Consider the following 16,350-nt stretch of genomic DNA (forward strand, 5'->3'; position numbering starts at 1 on the left):
ATACAATTGACACGAAATTAGTTTTATCATAAAATTAATTTCATGCAAAATAGGAAAGAGGAGGAAGGATGAATGGCCGAAGTAAGTGGTCAAAAAATTGCCGAGCTTTTTTTTGATCTAAGAGTAAATATGTCTTTTTGGAGTAAACTTCACTTAGAGCAGGTATTCAGTATAAATGGTAAGGGAGAAGAAGAGAAGCTCACGATGCAGCAATTTCATTTTCTGCTTTGTATTCGTGATTTAGGCTTAGATACCGTTTCTAAAATATCAAACTCCCTCTACCTTAGTAAAAGCAGTGCCTCTTTGAGCATTGCAAAAATGGAGGAAAAAGGATTTATTCAAAAACAATCCCCCAGCAAAGATGATGATGGCCGCAAAATTTATCTGCGTTTGACCGAAAAGGGGGAATCTGCTTTAAAGACAACGGAAAACTCCCTTATGGGAATTACCAGCGGCTACTTTGACTCGTTTGCCGAGGAGAAGAAGCAAGCCCTATGTCATCACCTAAAAGCAATTAATCAACTAATATTATCAGGAGGAACCATAAAATGAACCAAAAGCTAATACTTTTTAGTCTATGCGCTGTGCTCTTGACCGGTTGCGCCAAGGAAGCACCCGAAGAAAAACCCGCATTGCGCAGCGTTGAGGTCACAACTGTTGGCAAGGACGCAATTTCCAGCAGCTTCTCTTATTCTGGCAAAGCTGCTGCTTCCAAAGAAATTTCCGTTGTACCCACCATCCCCGGGAAAGTTATGGGTTATCACTTTGAGGTTGGTGACACTGTTAGAGAGAATCAAGTGCTTTTTAGCGTAGACTCTGCAACATTAAATGACCAATTACGCAGTGCAGAGGTAAACTATAATGCAGCAAAGCTAAGTCTGGCAAACACAGAAAAAACCTATAATAACAATAAGGTTCTGTTTGAACAAGGAATTATTGCCGAGGCAGAAATAGACCAAATGAAGCTTGGATATGAATCCGCCAAAGCAAATATTGAAGCCCTTGAAGTAAACATGGACATATTGAAAAAACAGATTGGAGATTGTACCGTAACCTCACCCATGAGCGGTGTTATTGTAAGCAGAAACATAGAAAGAGGCAGCTATGCAAGCCCTTCTATTCCCGCTTATGTAATTATGGACCTATCTACAATTAAAGTTGAGGTAGGCGTTTCCGAGCAGGCAGTAAACAACATTAAACTGGGAGATGAAGTGCAAGTAAATATGTCCGCCGCTTCTGATACTCCTTTGATTGGAAAAATCACCACCATTAGCCCTGCATCCAGCCAATCTGGTACATATACTGTAAAAATTGAGCTTAACAACAAAAACGGAATCATTAAATCAGGCATGCTGGCAGATGTAAGCTTCATCAGTAAAAAAGCTGTTGATGTTGTAGTGCTGCCTATCAGCACAGTTATTACCAAAGACGACGAAAACTATATTTATACTGTTGAAAACAATGTTGCAAAGAAAACACCGGTTACCATTGGTATTAAAACAGGAGAAGCTGTGGAAATAACCTCAGATTTGGCTGTGGGTACACAGGTTGTTACCCGTGGTCAGACTTACCTTTCCGACGGTGAGCAGGTCGAAATTGCAAATCCTACTACTCCTGCTAAGGGTAGCAAAGAAGATACGGCAAAGGAGGAATAAATTATGTTATCCAGACTTTGCATTCGAAAGCCAGTTACCACCATCATGGTAACATTAATGGTGTTCATTGCCGGTATCGTAGCTTACAGTGGCCTAAACCTATCATTGATGCCTAACGTAGATATCCCAGTCGTGCTAGTCAGCACCAGCTATGTGGGTGCCGGTCCCGAGGAAATTGAAAATCTTGTCTCAAAACCCTTGGAAGATGCTTTGGGCACAGTAAATAACGTGGATACCATTACCTCCATATCAAACAGCAATGCTGCCCTTGTTATGGTACAGTTTGTCGATGGCACGGATATTGATATGGCAGCCATAGATTTAAGGGATGTTTTGGATCGGGCAAAAAGCAGCCTGCCCTCCAATGCGGATGACCCCGTAATTTTTAAAATAGATATGAACGCCATTCCCATTTATTTGGGAGTTACTGCGGATAATTTGGATTTAAACGCACTGAATAACCTTCTGGAGGATGATATTCTTCCTCGTTTAGAGCGTATTGAGGGCGTAGCTTCCATTGATTTATCAGGTGGTATTGAAAAAGAGGTACGCATTACCGTTGATCCTACCAAGCTTACAGGATACGGCCTAAACGTAAACACGCTTTCTCAGATATTAGCGGCAGAAAATATGAACCTGCCCTCCGGCTCTCTTACCCAGGGGGAACTAAAGGTGCCCGTACGTACCATCGGACAGTTTACCTCCGTGGAGGAAATCAAAGATCTGCCCATTGCTACACCCACGGGAGCAATTATTCACTTGAGTGACGTAGCCAACGTTGAGGAAGTAGACAAAGACCAAACCAATATTGCTTATCTTGATGGGGAACGTGGTATCATGATTTCCGTCAATAAGCAGTCTACCGCTAACTTGGTTAAAACAAGTGAAAAGCTTCAGAAGGAATTGGACGCAATTACAGCCCAATATCCTGAACTGCATATGAGTATTGTTATGGATACCTCAGACTATATTAAGGATTCCCTTTCAAATATCACAGAAACAGCGTTCTTAAGTGCTTTGATTGCGTTCTTTGTATTGCTGGCGTTCTTGAAGAACCCCATTACCTCTGCAATTATTGCAATATCAATCCCCACCTCCATCCTGGCGACCTTTGCGCTGATGTATCTGGCAGGAATGTCGTTGAATCTTATTTCTATGGGTGGTGTGGCCATTGGTATCGGTATGTTAGTAGATAACTCCGTTGTTGTTCTGGATAGTATTTATCAGTATTATGAGCGGGGATATAGCCCAAAAGAAGCCTCAGAAGTAGGTGCAAAAGAGGTTACCATGGCAATCACTGCCTCTACGTTAACAACTGTGGCAGTTTTCCTGCCCATTGCCTTTGTTAAAGGTTCCGTAGGACAGCTTCTGCAAAACCTGTCCTTTGCCATCACCTTTTCCCTTGCAGCATCTCTCGTAGTTGCAATTACCTTTGTTCCTATGGCTTCTGCTCTGCTTTTGCAAAAGAACAAAAAGACGAAGCTGCATAAATACAAGAAATTCTCTTCTGCGATTACCATATGGGATAATGCTTTAGACCGCCTTACACAATGGTATGAGCGGGTAATCCGCTGGGCACTGTCCCATCGTAAAACAACTGTGCTTACAGTATTGGCAGTCTTTGTTGCCAGCCTGATCACCGTGCCTATGACAGGTATGGACTTTATGCAGGAGTCGGATGAAGGCACTGCCAGTGTTGAAATATCTCTGCCTAACGGAACTGCACTGGAAACCACCGACGAAGTTGCGTTAGAGGCAATGTACCGCCTCCAGACCATTCCCGAGAACGAAACGGTTTATGCAATTATCGGTGCAGACTCTATGTCCAATAACAGTGCAAAAGCAACCGTTTATATGAACTTAATACCAAAAAATGAACGCTCTCGCACCACTGCGGAGGTATGCGAAGAAATCAAGACTTTATTGGGGGATATTCCGGGAATAGAGCTTTCTGTATCCGCATCCCAATCCTCCATGGGCAGCACAAGCGGCGGCGACGTAACCTTCAATGTTTATGGCTATAACAATCAAACCTTAATGAGTGTTGAAGATGAAATTGTTAATATTATCAGCAACATTGATGGCTTTACCGATGTGGAAGGATCCACCGGAAATACGGTGCCTGAGGCCATGGTTAAAATTGACCGTAGCAAAGCTTCCCATTATGGCGTAACTGCAGGTAGCATTGCAAGTGCTTTAAGTGCCGCAATTTCCGGTACAACCGCAACTGAGTATAAAGTAGATGGGTCCGAATTGGATGTTGTTCTTCGTTATAACACTGAAGAGTTGAATTATTTGACAGACTTGAATAATCTGACGGTAACCTCATCGACGGGCGCGCAGATTCCACTTTCTGCCGTTGCAAACATAGAAATCAGCGAAAGCGCAACCTCTATTACTCGAGAGAACCAAAAGAATTATATTTCCATCAGTGCTAACACGCCCAACTTAAGCGGAAGTGAAGCACAGAAGCTGATTGATCAGGCCTTGTCAACCTATGATTTCCCCGAAGGTTGTACATATTCTTACTCGGGAAATATGGAAATGATGATGGATGCCTTCAGAAGCTTGATGATTTGTATGGTCATCGCAGTACTTTTGGTTTATATGATTATGGCTTCACAGTTCGAATCCTTGCGCTATCCGTTTATCGTTATGTTCTCCATGCCTTTGGCAATTACAGGCGGTATCCTCGGTTTGTTCATAACAGGTCATACCGTTACCATGCCTGCTCTGATGGGCTTTGTTATGCTGGTGGGTATGGTTGTAAATAACGGTATCGTTTTGGTTGACTATGCAAATCAGCTAATGGGAAGAGGGTTAAACTGCCATGATGCTTTGGTAACAGCAGGCCCCAGACGTTTACGTCCCATCTTGATGACTACATTAACAACGATTTTAGGTATGATTCCTATGGCGTTAAGCAAAGCCGAGGGCAGTGAAATGATGCAAAGCTTGTCCATTGGCGTTATTTTCGGTCTTGCCTTCTCTACCGTTGTAACATTGGTATTCATTCCTGTTCTTTATCTTTGGATGAATGAAAGAAAAGATAGAAGAATACAAAAGAAAGAAGCACGAAAAGAGAAAAAAGCATTGAAGGCGAAAAAGAAAGTAACTGCATAAAAATATTCTCATTCGGTATTGCTTTTCTCATCGAAAAGGCACTATACTGAAAGAAGGGTAAAAAGCCCGTTTTGCAATGCATATCTTTAGGGAGGCAAGCGGGCTTTTTTCTTTTGCCTGACGAAAAAGGTACTTGGCTTTTTCAAAGCACTTATTGAATTATGAGAAAGGAAATACCGTATGAAGCTTTCAAAAATATCAGAACATATTTATTATATGGAACATGATCCCGAAACAGATCGCCCTGCCCTGGGGTATATCAAAGGAAAAAAAGGCGGCTTTATGATGGATGCAGGAAACTCTGCTGCCCATTATCAGCTTTTCATGGAAAAATTACAGGAAAATCAACTTCCATCTCCTCGTTATCTTTCAGTGACTCATGCCCATTGGGATCATACCTTTGCCCTTTGGGCAACGGATGCTGTTACCATTGCTGGGGGTAAAACCAATAAGGAATTGGAAAAAATGTCCCACTGGACATGGGATGATGCCTCCATGGAAAAACGTCTGGAAACCGGTGAGGACTCAGATTTTTCTGACACACACATTCGTAAGGAATATACCCATCGCAGTGATATCAAGGTAAAAACTGCTGAAATCAGCTTTAATGGTTCCATGACCATTGATTTGGGGGATATCACCTGTATCCTGCGGGAAATTGTTTCCCCACACTGCAGGGACTCCGTCATTTTTCTCATCCCTCAGGATGAAGTTATTTTTCTGGGTGACTCCTATTGTTCTGTTCCCAAAGGAGAAGAATGGGTCTATGATAAAGTATTACTGACTGCATACATTGATGAACTGGAGAGAATTGATTTTCGCCATGCCATTAAGGGGCACCATCCTCCTCAGACGAAGGAAGCTCTTCTGGCAGAATTGCGGGCAGAATGGAAAAGGTTATAAGCATAAGGAGCTTTTTTGTGTGTTTAAGGCATGAAAAAATCATCATCCTTTGAAAAACCCCCATTTTCTAAGAAGTTCTTTCAAAATCCATGAAAAAAAATCCGGAAAATCCATTAATTTCTCAGACCATATTTAAATTTTATAGACAGACTGACACACCCATTTTGGATGTGTTTGTTTCTTGTCATATAAAAAAGCAGAAAAACAATTCTGTTTTTCTGCTTAGACCGTCAATACCATCACTGGAAAATGGAGGGTTTCATTATAAATCATACTTTACGGTAAAAGAGATTATCCCTGCCTCATTGGGCGCAATGGTTTCAGGAGGTAAATAAAACCCTAGGCCGTCTTTTGTGACATAAAACCCGACTATATCCAAGTTTTTTTCCAAACGTGCCTTAGCATTGGAATAAAAACCAGCTGGTTTCTCATCAATAAGGGCACCAAAGGAGGTCATCCAAAATGCCTGAAGTTCCTTTTCGCTATCCCCTATGATATCGGAAAGGGTAAGTTCCTTTCCATTTTTCGCTGAAAACGTATGTGAGGTACAGCCTCTTTGACCCTGCATTTCACCTGTATATTGGGTACTTGTTCCATAAAAGGATACAAATTTACTGTCTTCCCTTGTTATTTCATAAGAACCTACATAGTAGTAAGGGGAAAAGGATATTCCCTTTGCCTTGGCAGCCTCATACTCGGTTTTTGCTTTCTTCCCATAGGTATCCACATAAGCCTTTGCTAAAGCTTTAGCCTCTTCATTCAACGTTTTTTCCATTTGGCTTGCATAACTCCCTTTGCTTTTTGGAATATCCATACGGAAAGATAAAACAACGGTTCCATCATCAGCCTTTACTGAAGTGGTATCATTATTCTCTCCACCTGATTGGGAAGAAATCACAGTCACCACATACCCTTGGGGATCCCATCCTACCTGTGCATCAAAGGCCTCTGCAACGGCACGCAAAGGCACTAAGGTTCTGCCGTTCATGATACGGGCAGGTACTGCCATGGTATATTTCAATTGCCCGTTTTTATAAAGGCCTGCATCGCCAATTTTAAGTACAATCGTATCTCCATTTTTTGTGGAAGTAATGGTTTGGTCAGACTCAGACCAAGCCACCTCACTGCCCAAGGCTTGGAAAATTGCCCGCATAGGCACTAACGTACGATCCTCAACGATGACTGGGGGTTGGTCAAAAGTTATCCCCTGTCCATCCACATATACTTGTATTGCCGGATAAGCAAATACTGTGGTTGTCCATAACATGGCAGCGGCTATGCTTGCCAATAACATCTTTTTCATGGTTTTTCACCTCTTTTTTAGCTTTCCTTCTCAGAAGCTTCTTTTTCCTTTGCCAATTCTTCCGCCATTAATGCATATTTCATGGCTAAACCACCGCAATAGCCAATAATCTGCATACAGTTCTTCTTTCTTGCCTTTCCTTCAAACTCACCCATAGGTGCGGAAAGCTCTTTGCAAATCAGAGTTCCGTAATGATCTTCAATTTCACGAACCATCTCCCCAATTAAAACATAAATATCTTTCAACTCGGCAATTCTCTCCCCTACAGTTTCTTTTTCAAAGGGGTTCTTTCTACCAAGCACACCGCTTAACGCCATCACTGCACCTGTTATTGCGCCACAAGTATTTTTCGTGTTGCCCATGCCCGAACCAAAAGCTGTTGCTAATGCAATAGTCTCTTTTGGCAAATCTATCTTGTCCATATCAAAAAAAGTACACATAATGCATTCCGTACAATTTAAACCTTGTCGAAAATAATTACTGCTACTTTGTTCTGCCTGTTCCACCAATGTCAATTCGGCCTTTTCCTCATCCATCACAAAACCTCCAAACCTCATTTTATTATTCTGCGTAACAAAGTTACGGAATCTAATCAAAGTCTTATGCTACTATCATACCATAAATCAGAACTGCATCAGCAAAAAATTTTGTTTTCGACTTATATTTTATAAATATTTACGTAAGTTACCGCCAGTTCTATAGCTCTCTGCCCATTAAAGCATACCATAAAACAACAAATTATAAATTGAAAGGATAATTTCGTATGAGAAAATTAGCAAAGATTAATTTAGATAGATGTCCCCAAAATCACAGATGTCCCTCTTTACAGGTTTGCCCCGTTGGAGCTTTGACCCAAGATAATCCCTATTCTGCTCCCGTTATTCATGAAACCCATTGCATAGGCTGTGGAAAATGCGCCATGGTATGTCCCAAAAAAGCCCTGTTCATGGTAAAGGAGGGCTGATATGAAACGAATTGCAATTGTATCCAAAACAGACTGTGTGTCTTGCGGCTGTTGTGAAAAGGCCTGCCCCAAAAATGCCATTGCCGTATACCGTGGCATCTATGCCAATGTAAATCAAGGACAGTGTATTGGCTGTGGTCTTTGCGTAAAAGCTTGTCCTGCCGATATCATCTCTCTAAAGGAGGCTGATCTCGTTGGCTAAGAAAAAAAACTGGTACGACTACCTTTGGGTTGCATCTTCCCTTTATCTGATTCTGGGATTTTTTAATATATTGTTTGCTTGGCTTGGTCTAATTTGCTTTCTGGTTCCCCTCATCATGTCTTTCACAGGGGGAGAAAAAGGTTATTGCAACCGCTACTGTGGCAGAGGTCAGCTTTTATCTATCATTGGGAAACGTTATTCATGGAATCTTCCCATTCCCAAATGGATCTACAGCAAGGCCTTTCGCTACGGCTTTTTGACCTTTTTTCTGGTTATGTTTTTCCAAATGCTGTTCTCCAGCTATTTGGTGTTTGCAGGCACAAATAGCCTTAAAGAAGTAGTTACCCTTCTTTGGAGTTTTTCTCTGCCATGGAGCTTTGCTTCCTCATCCGCCCCTGTGGCAAATTGGGTGAAGCAGTTCGCCTTTGGCTTTTACAGCGTCATGCTGACTTCAACATCATTAGGCTTGATTACCATGTTTCTGTTTCGACCCCGCACTTGGTGTGTCTATTGCCCCATGGGTACCATGACACAACTGATATGTAAGGCAAAATACAAAGAGTAATTTTGTATCCCTCTTATTTGGGCATCATTTTTTTATGGTGCCCTAAACTATTTCAAATCACACTCTATATTTTATTGAAGAAGAGCATAAAGATCTTTTTTGTCTAATAAATGAATACAGCCACGCCCCACAGAAATCAGCTCTTTTTCCTTCATTCTTTTTAAGGTACGGCTGACAGCCTCTCTGGCACTGCCTATATTCTCTGCAATTTCCTCTTGGGTCAAATGCAGAGTATCACTTTTTCTCTGACTGCTTTCGTCCAACAGATAGGACGCAAGCCTTTGTTCCAAATTTAAGAACATCATCTGCTGTACCCCTTCCACCAAAGAGGACATCCGCTCCATCATCAGCTCAAGGGAGAAGTTTTTCACATAAATATTTTCTTGCTCTACCTTAGCAAAAACATCTGTGGGCAATAGCAAAAGGCTGCAATCCTCAGAAGCCTCAACCTCGACGTCAAAGGTAATTTGAGACATAGCGCAGGACATGGTCAGCATACAAAACTCGCCCTCTCTCAAACGAAAAATTGTTGCTTTTTTGCCTTCTTCGGATGTTAAATATGCCCGTACACCACCCTTCAGCACCAACACCATACCCAAGGAGCCTTTCGCAGGGGTATAAATTAAATCACCAACCTGAAATTCCAAAGTCCGCATATTTTTGCGTAAATAGTCCTTTTCTTCCCCCGTTAAGTTAGGGAAAAACGGAAGCATTTCTATTTGATTGGGAACCATAGGAGCCCTCCTTTTCCTTTTAAAAACCATCTACTTTTGATTTTATGTTATTGTTTAAAAATTGTCAACGCCGCTCCTTGACGGAAAAGCAACTACGTGCTAAAATCCAGCCATATCCAATGGGAGGTACAAAAGATGAATGTAAAATTAGACGCAATACAAGCCTTACCTATTTTCAGAAACATTACCAAAGAAGGATTGCAAACCATGGTGGATTGTTTCTGTGCAGAATTTATTTCTGTAAAAAAGGGTGAACCCATAAAAACTGAACAGAACCGCACCCTCTGCCTGATTGAGGGGGCAGTGACAGGGCTGAAAAAAGGAATCCTTTCCCCTGCACCTACAGAAGAAAATCCATATGTTTCCATTGAAGATAGTCAGCTCTTCACTTTGGATAGCCATATGCTCCTCTATCCTTGTTATGGCTGTTGTTTTTTTCATGCCCAGCTTTTGCAAAATATGCGTGAGGATGGAGTTAATTTGATTGCTTTGGAAAATGCATAGATTATTTTATCTATTGATAACTACGGGAAATAAAAAGACATTTCCTTGTCATTCTATTCCACAGAAAGCTTTAAAAATACATTTCTCAAAAGAAAAACATCTCATACAAATGAGATGTTAAAACAGTGGGTAAAATGAACCTTGAGGGCATTCCCGCAATCACCCTCAAGGTTTTCACCCTTAACCCACCAAAACCCCCATATCTTTGGAGTTTCATAAATTCTGTTAAGACTATTTCCATTAACAAATTTATAACTTTCTTTACTTTGCAAAGAATAACTGTTCCGCCTTACCTTGCTTAAAAATGAACAATCAAAAGCGCTTTAAGGTACCCAAAACATATTTTACTTTAAGGTAACAGTAATTTCTAACGTGTCCTCACTAGAAGCCATTGCAGAAATTTTACCTTTATGTTGCTCTACAATTGCCTTGGCGATGGAAAGACCCAAGCCGTATCCCCCTGTTTGTCTGCTTCGAGAGGCATCTGTGCGATAAAACCGCTCCAAAAGAATATTCATATTTCCCGTTTGCTCCAGATAAGCTTTGTTCTTCACCGTCAATTTTCCGTTGCTATTCCAGTTTACCTCGATGGGAGAGCCTTCCTTTGCGTGCTTTACACCGTTATCCAAAAGGATATAGATTAACTGGCGCAACTGATCCTCATTTCCCATCACCATTACATCAGGGTTTACCAAAGCCTGAATGGTTTTTCCCTGTCCTTGGGCAAACGCCTCCATTTCGTCACATACTTCAGTAACAATATTAGAAAAATTTAGGTTTTCCATAGATATTGGGGCCTGACCCTCCTCCATTTTTGCCAGAGTAGTCAGCTGATTGGTCAAACGGGTCAACCGTTCCACCTGACGCTTGATGCTTTGGGTCCATTGGCTCTCACCATTTTCCATTTCGATGACCTCTGTGTTGGCATCAATAATAGATAATGGAGTTTTCAGCTCATGACCCGCATTGGTGATAAAGGTTTTTTGCTTTTCATAACTCTCAACCACAGGCCGCACAGCAGTTTTAGAAAATATAATAATCAATAAGCAAACCGCTAAAAAGCCCGCACCACCAACATAAAGGCTGTTAAACAAAAAATTATTCATGAAAAACAAATCCTTGGTACAATCCAAGAAAACAATCAAGGTTCCGCCATCAACCTCAGAAATACGATAACGATAAGAACCCAAAAATCCTTTCTCACTTCCCTTTTCCACCACAGAATTCACCATTTCCGTGGCTTCTTCAATAGTAATTGCAGCAATATAATTCAAGTTGATTGAAGTTTGTGCCATATCCCCATTGAGGGTGACTGAGAAATATCGGGTTGCAAAAGGATCCTCGGGAGAAAAATCTGTTCGTCTTCCCGATATAGGCGGATTTTTTGCTCTTGTTGGCTCCTCAATCTCTGACTTTTCCTTGGGAATCGGTTCATTTTTGGGCTTGTCCCGATGAACTTTTGGAAAGACACCGTTGTTCTCGGAAATAGCAGACAAAATTTTATCGGCATTCTCCTTCATATTACTGTAGTTCCATGCATTAATAGAAACCAAAAAGGAGAAAAGCACAATGAAAACGCTAAACGATGCAATTGCAATAAAACGAAGTCTTAATTTTTCGCTCATGCCTTTACCTCCAAGGTATAACCTAAATTTCTTGCTGATTTTATTCCCACATTTGCCCCTACCGCAGTTAAACGTCTACGTAAATAAGATATATAAACCCACACCACACTTAACTCCGCCTGGGTATCATATCCCCAAATACGTTCCAAAAAACGTTCCGCAGAAATTAATTGATTGGGATTTGTCATCATCAATTCCATCATTTGAAATTCCTTGCCCATTAGACGTAACTGCGCAGTCTCTGTAGAAAGGATAAAGGTATTGCGATTTAACGTCATATTTCCAAATGTGAGAAGGTTATCTCCCCCAACTTCGACTTTTCTGGTCATAGCACGAATTCTGGCAATCAGCTCCTTCATGGCGAAGGGTTTGGTTAAATAATCATTGGCACCACTGTCAAGACCCAAAACCCGATCATCCACCTGAGACTTTGCTGTAAGCATCAACACTGGAATGGTATTTTTTTTCTCCCGAAGTTTCTTTAATACGGATAATCCATCTACCTTAGGCATCATAATATCCAAAATAACACCATCGTAATTATCTGCCTCTAAATAATCCAAGGCATCCTCGCCGTTATAAACAGCATCTACAGAAAAACCATTTCTTTGCAAAATTGTGACTAAAGCATTCGAAAGCTCTTTTTCATCTTCAGCCAATAAAATTCGCATGGTTTTCACCTCCTTATGTATCAAATGGGGTTTCACCCTAAAAACTTATTTTAACTTTCCCATAATATTATGGAATGAAGCAGCCCTATCTTATTTTACCATACTTTATATAAAAAAGTTAATTTTGAAAAAGACCTATTGGTTTATACAATAGGTCTTTTTCTCAATATTTTATAGAAGAGTAAAATATTGAATAGGGGTTAAATACTTACAAATAAAAGTTAACATTCCAAACTTAAATATAAATTAAAAGATTTTTATTTTCTTAAAATTCATATTTTTATAAAACTGGATTTGATTTATCTATGCAACAAATAGAAAGAACTTTGCAAAAACATCAAATTTACTTCCCTAGTTTCTCTTATTCCGTTATTTACTCCCTTTATTGCCCCAAATAAAAGCCCCTCCTCAAACCGAGAGCCATATGCAGTCTTTTTAGCCAGCATATCCTTCTAATTGAGGAGGGAGATTCTATTTAATAATTATGAAGTAGCTTTTGTTGTGGTCTGATTCTGCCTTGTTCCATTAATTTGCCCTCTGCCACTCATATTTCCGTTACTAGAGGTACCAGAGGTGTAACTTAGACTCTCCATGGTAAAGGTTTTCGTCTCATCTCCCATGGTTAAGGTATAAGTGGAGCCTTTCTTAATACCGGAGCCAGATACTAAAACTGCTGTATACTCTCTTGTTGGCGTATAGCTCAACAGGGTTGTGCCGCCGCTGGTTAATGTAACCTTACCACTTTTTGCTTCTGTTAAGTTAATTAAAGCCCAACCTTGGGTGGAATCCGTACTAAATCCATGGAACATACTGCTGGAACCACAGGCAACCAAGGTTCCACCGGTTATTACAGCATCACCATCGCTATCCACACAGGAATTTCCGTTATTTTCAGGTCCAGTGATATAAATTACGCCGCCGCTTATATGAATACTACCGTTGGAATCAATGGCATCCCCTTTTGCGTCGATGGTTATTGTTCCCCCTGTAATTGTGATATCACAGTTTTCATTTGCTTGGAAACCACCACCCATACGATTCGGTATAGCTCCCTCTGTTCCTGTTGGAGGGGTGCCTGTTGGTGCGCTACCTGTTGGAGGAGTTCCTATGGGAGGGTTACCAGTGGTATTTTTTGTTGATGCATCGGTTTTGGTTGTTGCACTGGTTGTTGCGTCCCCAGCAGGCTTTTCAGGCGGTGTGGCTGTGGCATCAAAGGCAGGTCTTTCACCGTCTGCCTTTTTACCTTTCTCTCCTCCTACGGTGAGTTCATCAGAATCCTCACCGCTTTCTGCCGCATTGATACCATCATCGGAGGACACAATTTTGACGGTCCCACCTGAAATTTGAACTGTTTGCCCTTCTATGCCTTCATAGCTTTTTGTAATATGTATTGTTCCGCCCTCAACCACTGAGGCTAAATCGGCATGGAAACCATCATCACCTGTTGCTATGGTATAATTCCCACCTTTTACTGTCAGGTTCCCATTACCGTGGAATGCGTCATCAGCACAATTTAGCGTATAGGTTCCGCCGGAAAGCAACAGGTTTCCAGTTGTTTTTACACCTTTTGCGCTTGCATCCTCTGCAAGAGTGGCATCACTGCCGCCGCCTGTTTTGATTTGGAAAGTACCATCCTCAATCTGCAAGATAGATGCCCCGTCAAAACCATCCCCTTGTGCAGTAATGTTATAACTACCTTTCCCTACATAGATAAAGCCCTTTGTTGCGTCATCTTTATTCTCACTATGGAAACCATCCTTACCGGAGGTTATTTGAAAAGTGCCATCTGCAATGGCAATGCCATCTTTTGCAGTAAAACCATGGTCTGCGGCATTCACCTTATAACTGCCCCCTGTAATAGTCAGGTCATCCTTGACAACAACGCCGCTGCCGTAAGCTGCATAGATGATTAATGTGCCACTGCCATTGAAGGTAATATCATCCTTAGCAAAAACGACACCGTCAATATTGTTATCATCAATGGCAACAAAAGCATTTTTGTTGGAAAGAGTATTGGTTGTGCCTTTTGCCAAGGTAACAAAAACTTTGTCACTTTGACGCACATAAATGGCCGCACTTGTGTTATTGTTTATTGTTACACCATTGAGTACTAACTGAACCTTATCACTTTCTTCAGCATCCACAATAATCTGACCATTTGTCAGCTTCCCGCTCAAGATATATACACCTTCATCTTGAATGGTCACGGTGGAAGCACTTATGCTTACCTTACTGTTGTCTGAACTTGTGGCTTTGGTATCACTCAGGGTTATGGAAATAGCCTGACTTTCATCATAATCTCCTGTTTTATCCCTGGTACTGAATAATGTCTCAGGGTCTAAAGCTGTGACAAGTGTTGTGGCATCCGTTGTTGCTACGGTAGTCTCTGTGGTTGCACCATTTGCCGTCTGACTACAGCTGCATAATAAACAAGCAACTGTTATAGCGGCAAGGACCGTTCTTTTTCTTTGCTTCATAAAATAACATCCTCCTTATAATTCATTATGGTTTAATGGTCTGGAAAAACTGATTTCCAAATTGCCATTGCGGACACGAATGGCATCCATCATTTTTTTCTCAGCCACACCCTCTTTTACCACTACTTGATAGGTCAAACGGAATAAACTTCCCATATTTGTGGTTTTAACCTCTGCCAGCTCAAAGCTTTTCAGATATTTTTGAAAAATATCATCAAAAATTTCTGTGTAGTCCAAATCCTCAGGAATGGTGATGCGAAGCTGACGTTCTTGGGTTGCACCACAAAATTCTTGCATTTTTTTCGTGTTGTAGAACATTTCCGCCAAGGCTAAAATTAGGGTAAATAAAACTGCCACGATCAAATAACCCATACCCACAGCAAGCCCAGCTGCCATGGCAATAAAAATTGCACAAATTTCCTTGGCGGTTCCGGGAACGGAGCGGAATCGAACTAAGCTAAAGGTTCCTGCAACGGCAACACCCGCACCTAAATTTCCGTTTACCATGAGAATAATCATCGCAACAACTGCGGGGAGCAGAGCCAGAGTCACCAAAAATCCCGGGGAGCTTTTGCTCTTTCTTCTGTAGGTTAACACCAGCAAAAACCCAATCCCCAAACCTGTAGCAACACAAAGCAAGAACGCTGATAATGTGATCCCTGTTGTGGTGGATGAAGCTAAAATATTTTCTGTCATAAAATCAAGCACTGTATCTGCCCCTTTCTACCAGCTCTTTTTGGATCATTGCAGTGTATGCATTTCCGTATTTAGAGTAACTGGTTTTAAAAATAATGTTTTCACTGAAAAATTTGGAAAGCCATAAAGGCATTCCCATAGCAGCCTTCACCTCCAAAAGCTGCATTCCTTTGGGCAATAGCTCTTCACCATATGCCCCTTTACAAAGGCAAATATCATAATCCCTCCAAAGAATGTTATCATCAAAGGTCATACGAAATTCCGAATCCTCTTTTCCAAAAAACGCTTCCCTATTATAGGACAATAGTACTGCAGGATTTAGCGAATGAGATTGGGTAAAGTAATCAATCTCTCGGGTAATCTGGGTATTTTTCTGGGGCGATGTATTCTTCTCCAGCCAAAGCTTTGCATCCTCTTGGCTCATTGAAACCCGCCTTTTATATACAATCCCTTTGTATTTCTTCTTTAGTTCCACAAAAACCGTAGATTCGGGATTGGCAGTACCATAACTGCGCACTCTCAGCTTTTCCTTATAAACGGGCTTTTCCATAGAATGACGTATCAGCTGTTTATTATCTGTATCATAATAGATATTCATAATGGTAGATTTGCCAAAACTATCAGGGGACATATAAGTATCCATCAAGTCCTGAAGTTTTGCTCTTTGTCCATAGGAAATCAGGTATTTGACTTCCTTTCGTTCAAACGTTGTGGGTGTTCCCATAAACTTCGCCTCCTTACCTGCTGTTTTTTGCAGGTGAAACTCTTTTTTCAAGACCAAGTTTAGTGTTATAACCTAAAATCTACTTTAAATTTGAAAAATAATTTACATAAATTTCATTAAGGAGTATGAAATGATTAAAAATTGTTTTTTGAGCAATCAAAAAGTCTTATATAGAGTAATAAAAAAATCCCTAGAAATCAAGGT

The 16,350-nt window shown here is 40.9% G+C and carries 16 protein-coding genes; 8 read left to right on the forward strand and 8 right to left on the reverse strand.

Annotated features, from left to right (window positions below):
• The first annotated feature begins 72 nt into the window (after positions 1-72).
• The 4 genes from CPRO_RS14595 (at position 73) to CPRO_RS14610 (ending at position 5,681) form a co-directional block, all read left to right on the forward strand.
• The gene (locus tag CPRO_RS14595) at positions 73-552 is read left to right on the forward strand and encodes a MarR family winged helix-turn-helix transcriptional regulator (RefSeq protein WP_066053468.1); all 480 of its coding nucleotides are present in this window, start codon (positions 73-75) and stop codon (positions 550-552) included.
• Positions 549-1,655 (forward strand): efflux RND transporter periplasmic adaptor subunit, encoded by a 1,107-nt coding sequence (locus tag CPRO_RS14600; RefSeq protein ID WP_066053471.1) that lies wholly within the window; start codon positions 549-551, stop codon positions 1,653-1,655. The genes CPRO_RS14595 and CPRO_RS14600 overlap by 4 nt, the downstream gene beginning before the upstream one ends.
• 3 nt (positions 1,656-1,658) lie before the next feature.
• On the forward strand, positions 1,659-4,778 hold the full coding sequence (locus CPRO_RS14605; protein WP_082754387.1) for an efflux RND transporter permease subunit: 3,120 nt from the start codon (positions 1,659-1,661) through the stop codon (positions 4,776-4,778).
• A 180-nt stretch (positions 4,779-4,958) separates the two neighbouring features.
• The gene (locus CPRO_RS14610; protein WP_066053476.1) at positions 4,959-5,681 is read left to right on the forward strand and encodes an MBL fold metallo-hydrolase; all 723 of its coding nucleotides are present in this window, start codon (positions 4,959-4,961) and stop codon (positions 5,679-5,681) included.
• 262 nt (positions 5,682-5,943) lie between these two features.
• Here CPRO_RS14610 and CPRO_RS14615 read toward each other — a convergent pair whose 3' ends face one another.
• Both CPRO_RS14615 and CPRO_RS14620 read right to left on the reverse strand, forming a co-directional pair.
• A complete protein-coding gene (locus CPRO_RS14615; RefSeq protein WP_066053479.1) occupies positions 5,944-6,984 on the reverse strand; it encodes a stalk domain-containing protein in 1,041 nt (346 codons plus the stop codon).
• A gap of 17 nt (positions 6,985-7,001) precedes the next feature.
• Positions 7,002-7,520: a C-GCAxxG-C-C family protein gene (locus tag CPRO_RS14620; RefSeq protein ID WP_066053480.1), complete on the reverse strand. Its 519-nt coding sequence runs from the start codon at positions 7,518-7,520 to the stop codon at positions 7,002-7,004.
• Positions 7,521-7,747: 227 nt separating this feature from the next.
• Between CPRO_RS14620 and CPRO_RS14625 the strand changes: the two genes are divergently transcribed.
• Genes CPRO_RS14625 through CPRO_RS14635 form a run of 3 tightly spaced genes read left to right on the forward strand, consistent with a single transcriptional unit; the run spans position 7,748 to position 8,715 of the window.
• Positions 7,748-7,948, forward strand: coding sequence for a 4Fe-4S binding protein (locus tag CPRO_RS14625; protein ID WP_066053487.1), 201 nt, complete (start codon positions 7,748-7,750; stop codon positions 7,946-7,948).
• A gap of 1 nt (position 7,949) precedes the next feature.
• Positions 7,950-8,150, forward strand: coding sequence for a 4Fe-4S dicluster domain-containing protein (locus tag CPRO_RS14630; RefSeq protein ID WP_066053489.1), 201 nt, complete (start codon positions 7,950-7,952; stop codon positions 8,148-8,150).
• Positions 8,143-8,715, forward strand: a complete 573-nt coding sequence (locus tag CPRO_RS14635) for a hypothetical protein (protein WP_096348648.1) — start codon at positions 8,143-8,145, stop codon at positions 8,713-8,715. The genes CPRO_RS14630 and CPRO_RS14635 overlap by 8 nt, the downstream gene beginning before the upstream one ends.
• A 71-nt stretch (positions 8,716-8,786) precedes the next feature.
• Here the strand turns inward: CPRO_RS14635 and CPRO_RS14640 are convergent, their stop codons facing one another.
• The gene (locus tag CPRO_RS14640) at positions 8,787-9,449 is read right to left on the reverse strand and encodes a Crp/Fnr family transcriptional regulator (protein WP_066053494.1); all 663 of its coding nucleotides are present in this window, start codon (positions 9,447-9,449) and stop codon (positions 8,787-8,789) included.
• 135 nt (positions 9,450-9,584) lie between these two features.
• Between CPRO_RS14640 and CPRO_RS14645 the strand changes: the two genes are divergently transcribed.
• Complete coding sequence (locus CPRO_RS14645; protein WP_066053497.1) at positions 9,585-9,953, forward strand: hypothetical protein; 369 nt, start codon at positions 9,585-9,587, stop codon at positions 9,951-9,953.
• A gap of 344 nt (positions 9,954-10,297) precedes the next feature.
• Here the strand turns inward: CPRO_RS14645 and CPRO_RS14650 are convergent, their stop codons facing one another.
• The 5 genes from CPRO_RS14650 to CPRO_RS14670 form a co-directional block, all read right to left on the reverse strand.
• The gene (locus CPRO_RS14650; protein WP_066053500.1) at positions 10,298-11,578 is read right to left on the reverse strand and encodes a sensor histidine kinase; all 1,281 of its coding nucleotides are present in this window, start codon (positions 11,576-11,578) and stop codon (positions 10,298-10,300) included.
• Positions 11,575-12,249, reverse strand: a complete 675-nt coding sequence (locus tag CPRO_RS14655; protein ID WP_066053503.1) for a response regulator transcription factor — start codon at positions 12,247-12,249, stop codon at positions 11,575-11,577. Before CPRO_RS14655 ends, CPRO_RS14650 begins: the two co-directional genes overlap by 4 nt.
• A 482-nt stretch (positions 12,250-12,731) precedes the next feature.
• Positions 12,732-14,726, reverse strand: coding sequence for a carbohydrate-binding domain-containing protein (locus CPRO_RS14660; protein ID WP_066053505.1), 1,995 nt, complete (start codon positions 14,724-14,726; stop codon positions 12,732-12,734).
• Positions 14,727-14,741: 15 nt separating this feature from the next.
• The gene (locus tag CPRO_RS14665; RefSeq protein ID WP_066053508.1) at positions 14,742-15,434 is read right to left on the reverse strand and encodes a DUF4956 domain-containing protein; all 693 of its coding nucleotides are present in this window, start codon (positions 15,432-15,434) and stop codon (positions 14,742-14,744) included.
• Positions 15,427-16,146 (reverse strand): polyphosphate polymerase domain-containing protein, encoded by a 720-nt coding sequence (locus CPRO_RS14670; RefSeq protein ID WP_066053511.1) that lies wholly within the window; start codon positions 16,144-16,146, stop codon positions 15,427-15,429. Before CPRO_RS14670 ends, CPRO_RS14665 begins: the two co-directional genes overlap by 8 nt.
• Positions 16,147-16,350: the final 204 nt, after the last annotated feature.

This window comes from Anaerotignum propionicum DSM 1682 (assembly GCF_001561955.1).
Lineage (GTDB): Bacteria > Bacillota > Clostridia > Lachnospirales > Anaerotignaceae > Chakrabartyella > Chakrabartyella propionicum.

What these genes read in the sequence shown, in the direction of transcription:
- CPRO_RS14595 (WP_066053468.1), top strand. Translation starts at nt 73, where the DNA reads ATGGCCGAAGTAAGTGGTCAAAAAATTGCCGAGCTTTTTTTTGATCTA.
- CPRO_RS14670 (WP_066053511.1), bottom strand. Translation starts at nt 16,146, where the DNA reads ATGGGAACACCCACAACGTTTGAACGAAAGGAAGTCAAATACCTGATT.
- CPRO_RS14640 (WP_066053494.1), bottom strand. Translation starts at nt 9,449, where the DNA reads ATGGTTCCCAATCAAATAGAAATGCTTCCGTTTTTCCCTAACTTAACG.
- CPRO_RS14610 (WP_066053476.1), top strand. Translation starts at nt 4,959, where the DNA reads ATGAAGCTTTCAAAAATATCAGAACATATTTATTATATGGAACATGAT.
- CPRO_RS14630 (WP_066053489.1), top strand. Translation starts at nt 7,950, where the DNA reads ATGAAACGAATTGCAATTGTATCCAAAACAGACTGTGTGTCTTGCGGC.
- CPRO_RS14660 (WP_066053505.1), bottom strand. Translation starts at nt 14,726, where the DNA reads ATGAAGCAAAGAAAAAGAACGGTCCTTGCCGCTATAACAGTTGCTTGT.
- CPRO_RS14615 (WP_066053479.1), bottom strand. Translation starts at nt 6,984, where the DNA reads ATGAAAAAGATGTTATTGGCAAGCATAGCCGCTGCCATGTTATGGACA.
- CPRO_RS14605 (WP_082754387.1), top strand. Translation starts at nt 1,659, where the DNA reads ATGTTATCCAGACTTTGCATTCGAAAGCCAGTTACCACCATCATGGTA.
- CPRO_RS14620 (WP_066053480.1), bottom strand. Translation starts at nt 7,520, where the DNA reads ATGGATGAGGAAAAGGCCGAATTGACATTGGTGGAACAGGCAGAACAA.
- CPRO_RS14655 (WP_066053503.1), bottom strand. Translation starts at nt 12,249, where the DNA reads ATGCGAATTTTATTGGCTGAAGATGAAAAAGAGCTTTCGAATGCTTTA.
- CPRO_RS14625 (WP_066053487.1), top strand. Translation starts at nt 7,748, where the DNA reads ATGAGAAAATTAGCAAAGATTAATTTAGATAGATGTCCCCAAAATCAC.
- CPRO_RS14645 (WP_066053497.1), top strand. Translation starts at nt 9,585, where the DNA reads ATGAATGTAAAATTAGACGCAATACAAGCCTTACCTATTTTCAGAAAC.
- CPRO_RS14600 (WP_066053471.1), top strand. Translation starts at nt 549, where the DNA reads ATGAACCAAAAGCTAATACTTTTTAGTCTATGCGCTGTGCTCTTGACC.
- CPRO_RS14650 (WP_066053500.1), bottom strand. Translation starts at nt 11,578, where the DNA reads ATGAGCGAAAAATTAAGACTTCGTTTTATTGCAATTGCATCGTTTAGC.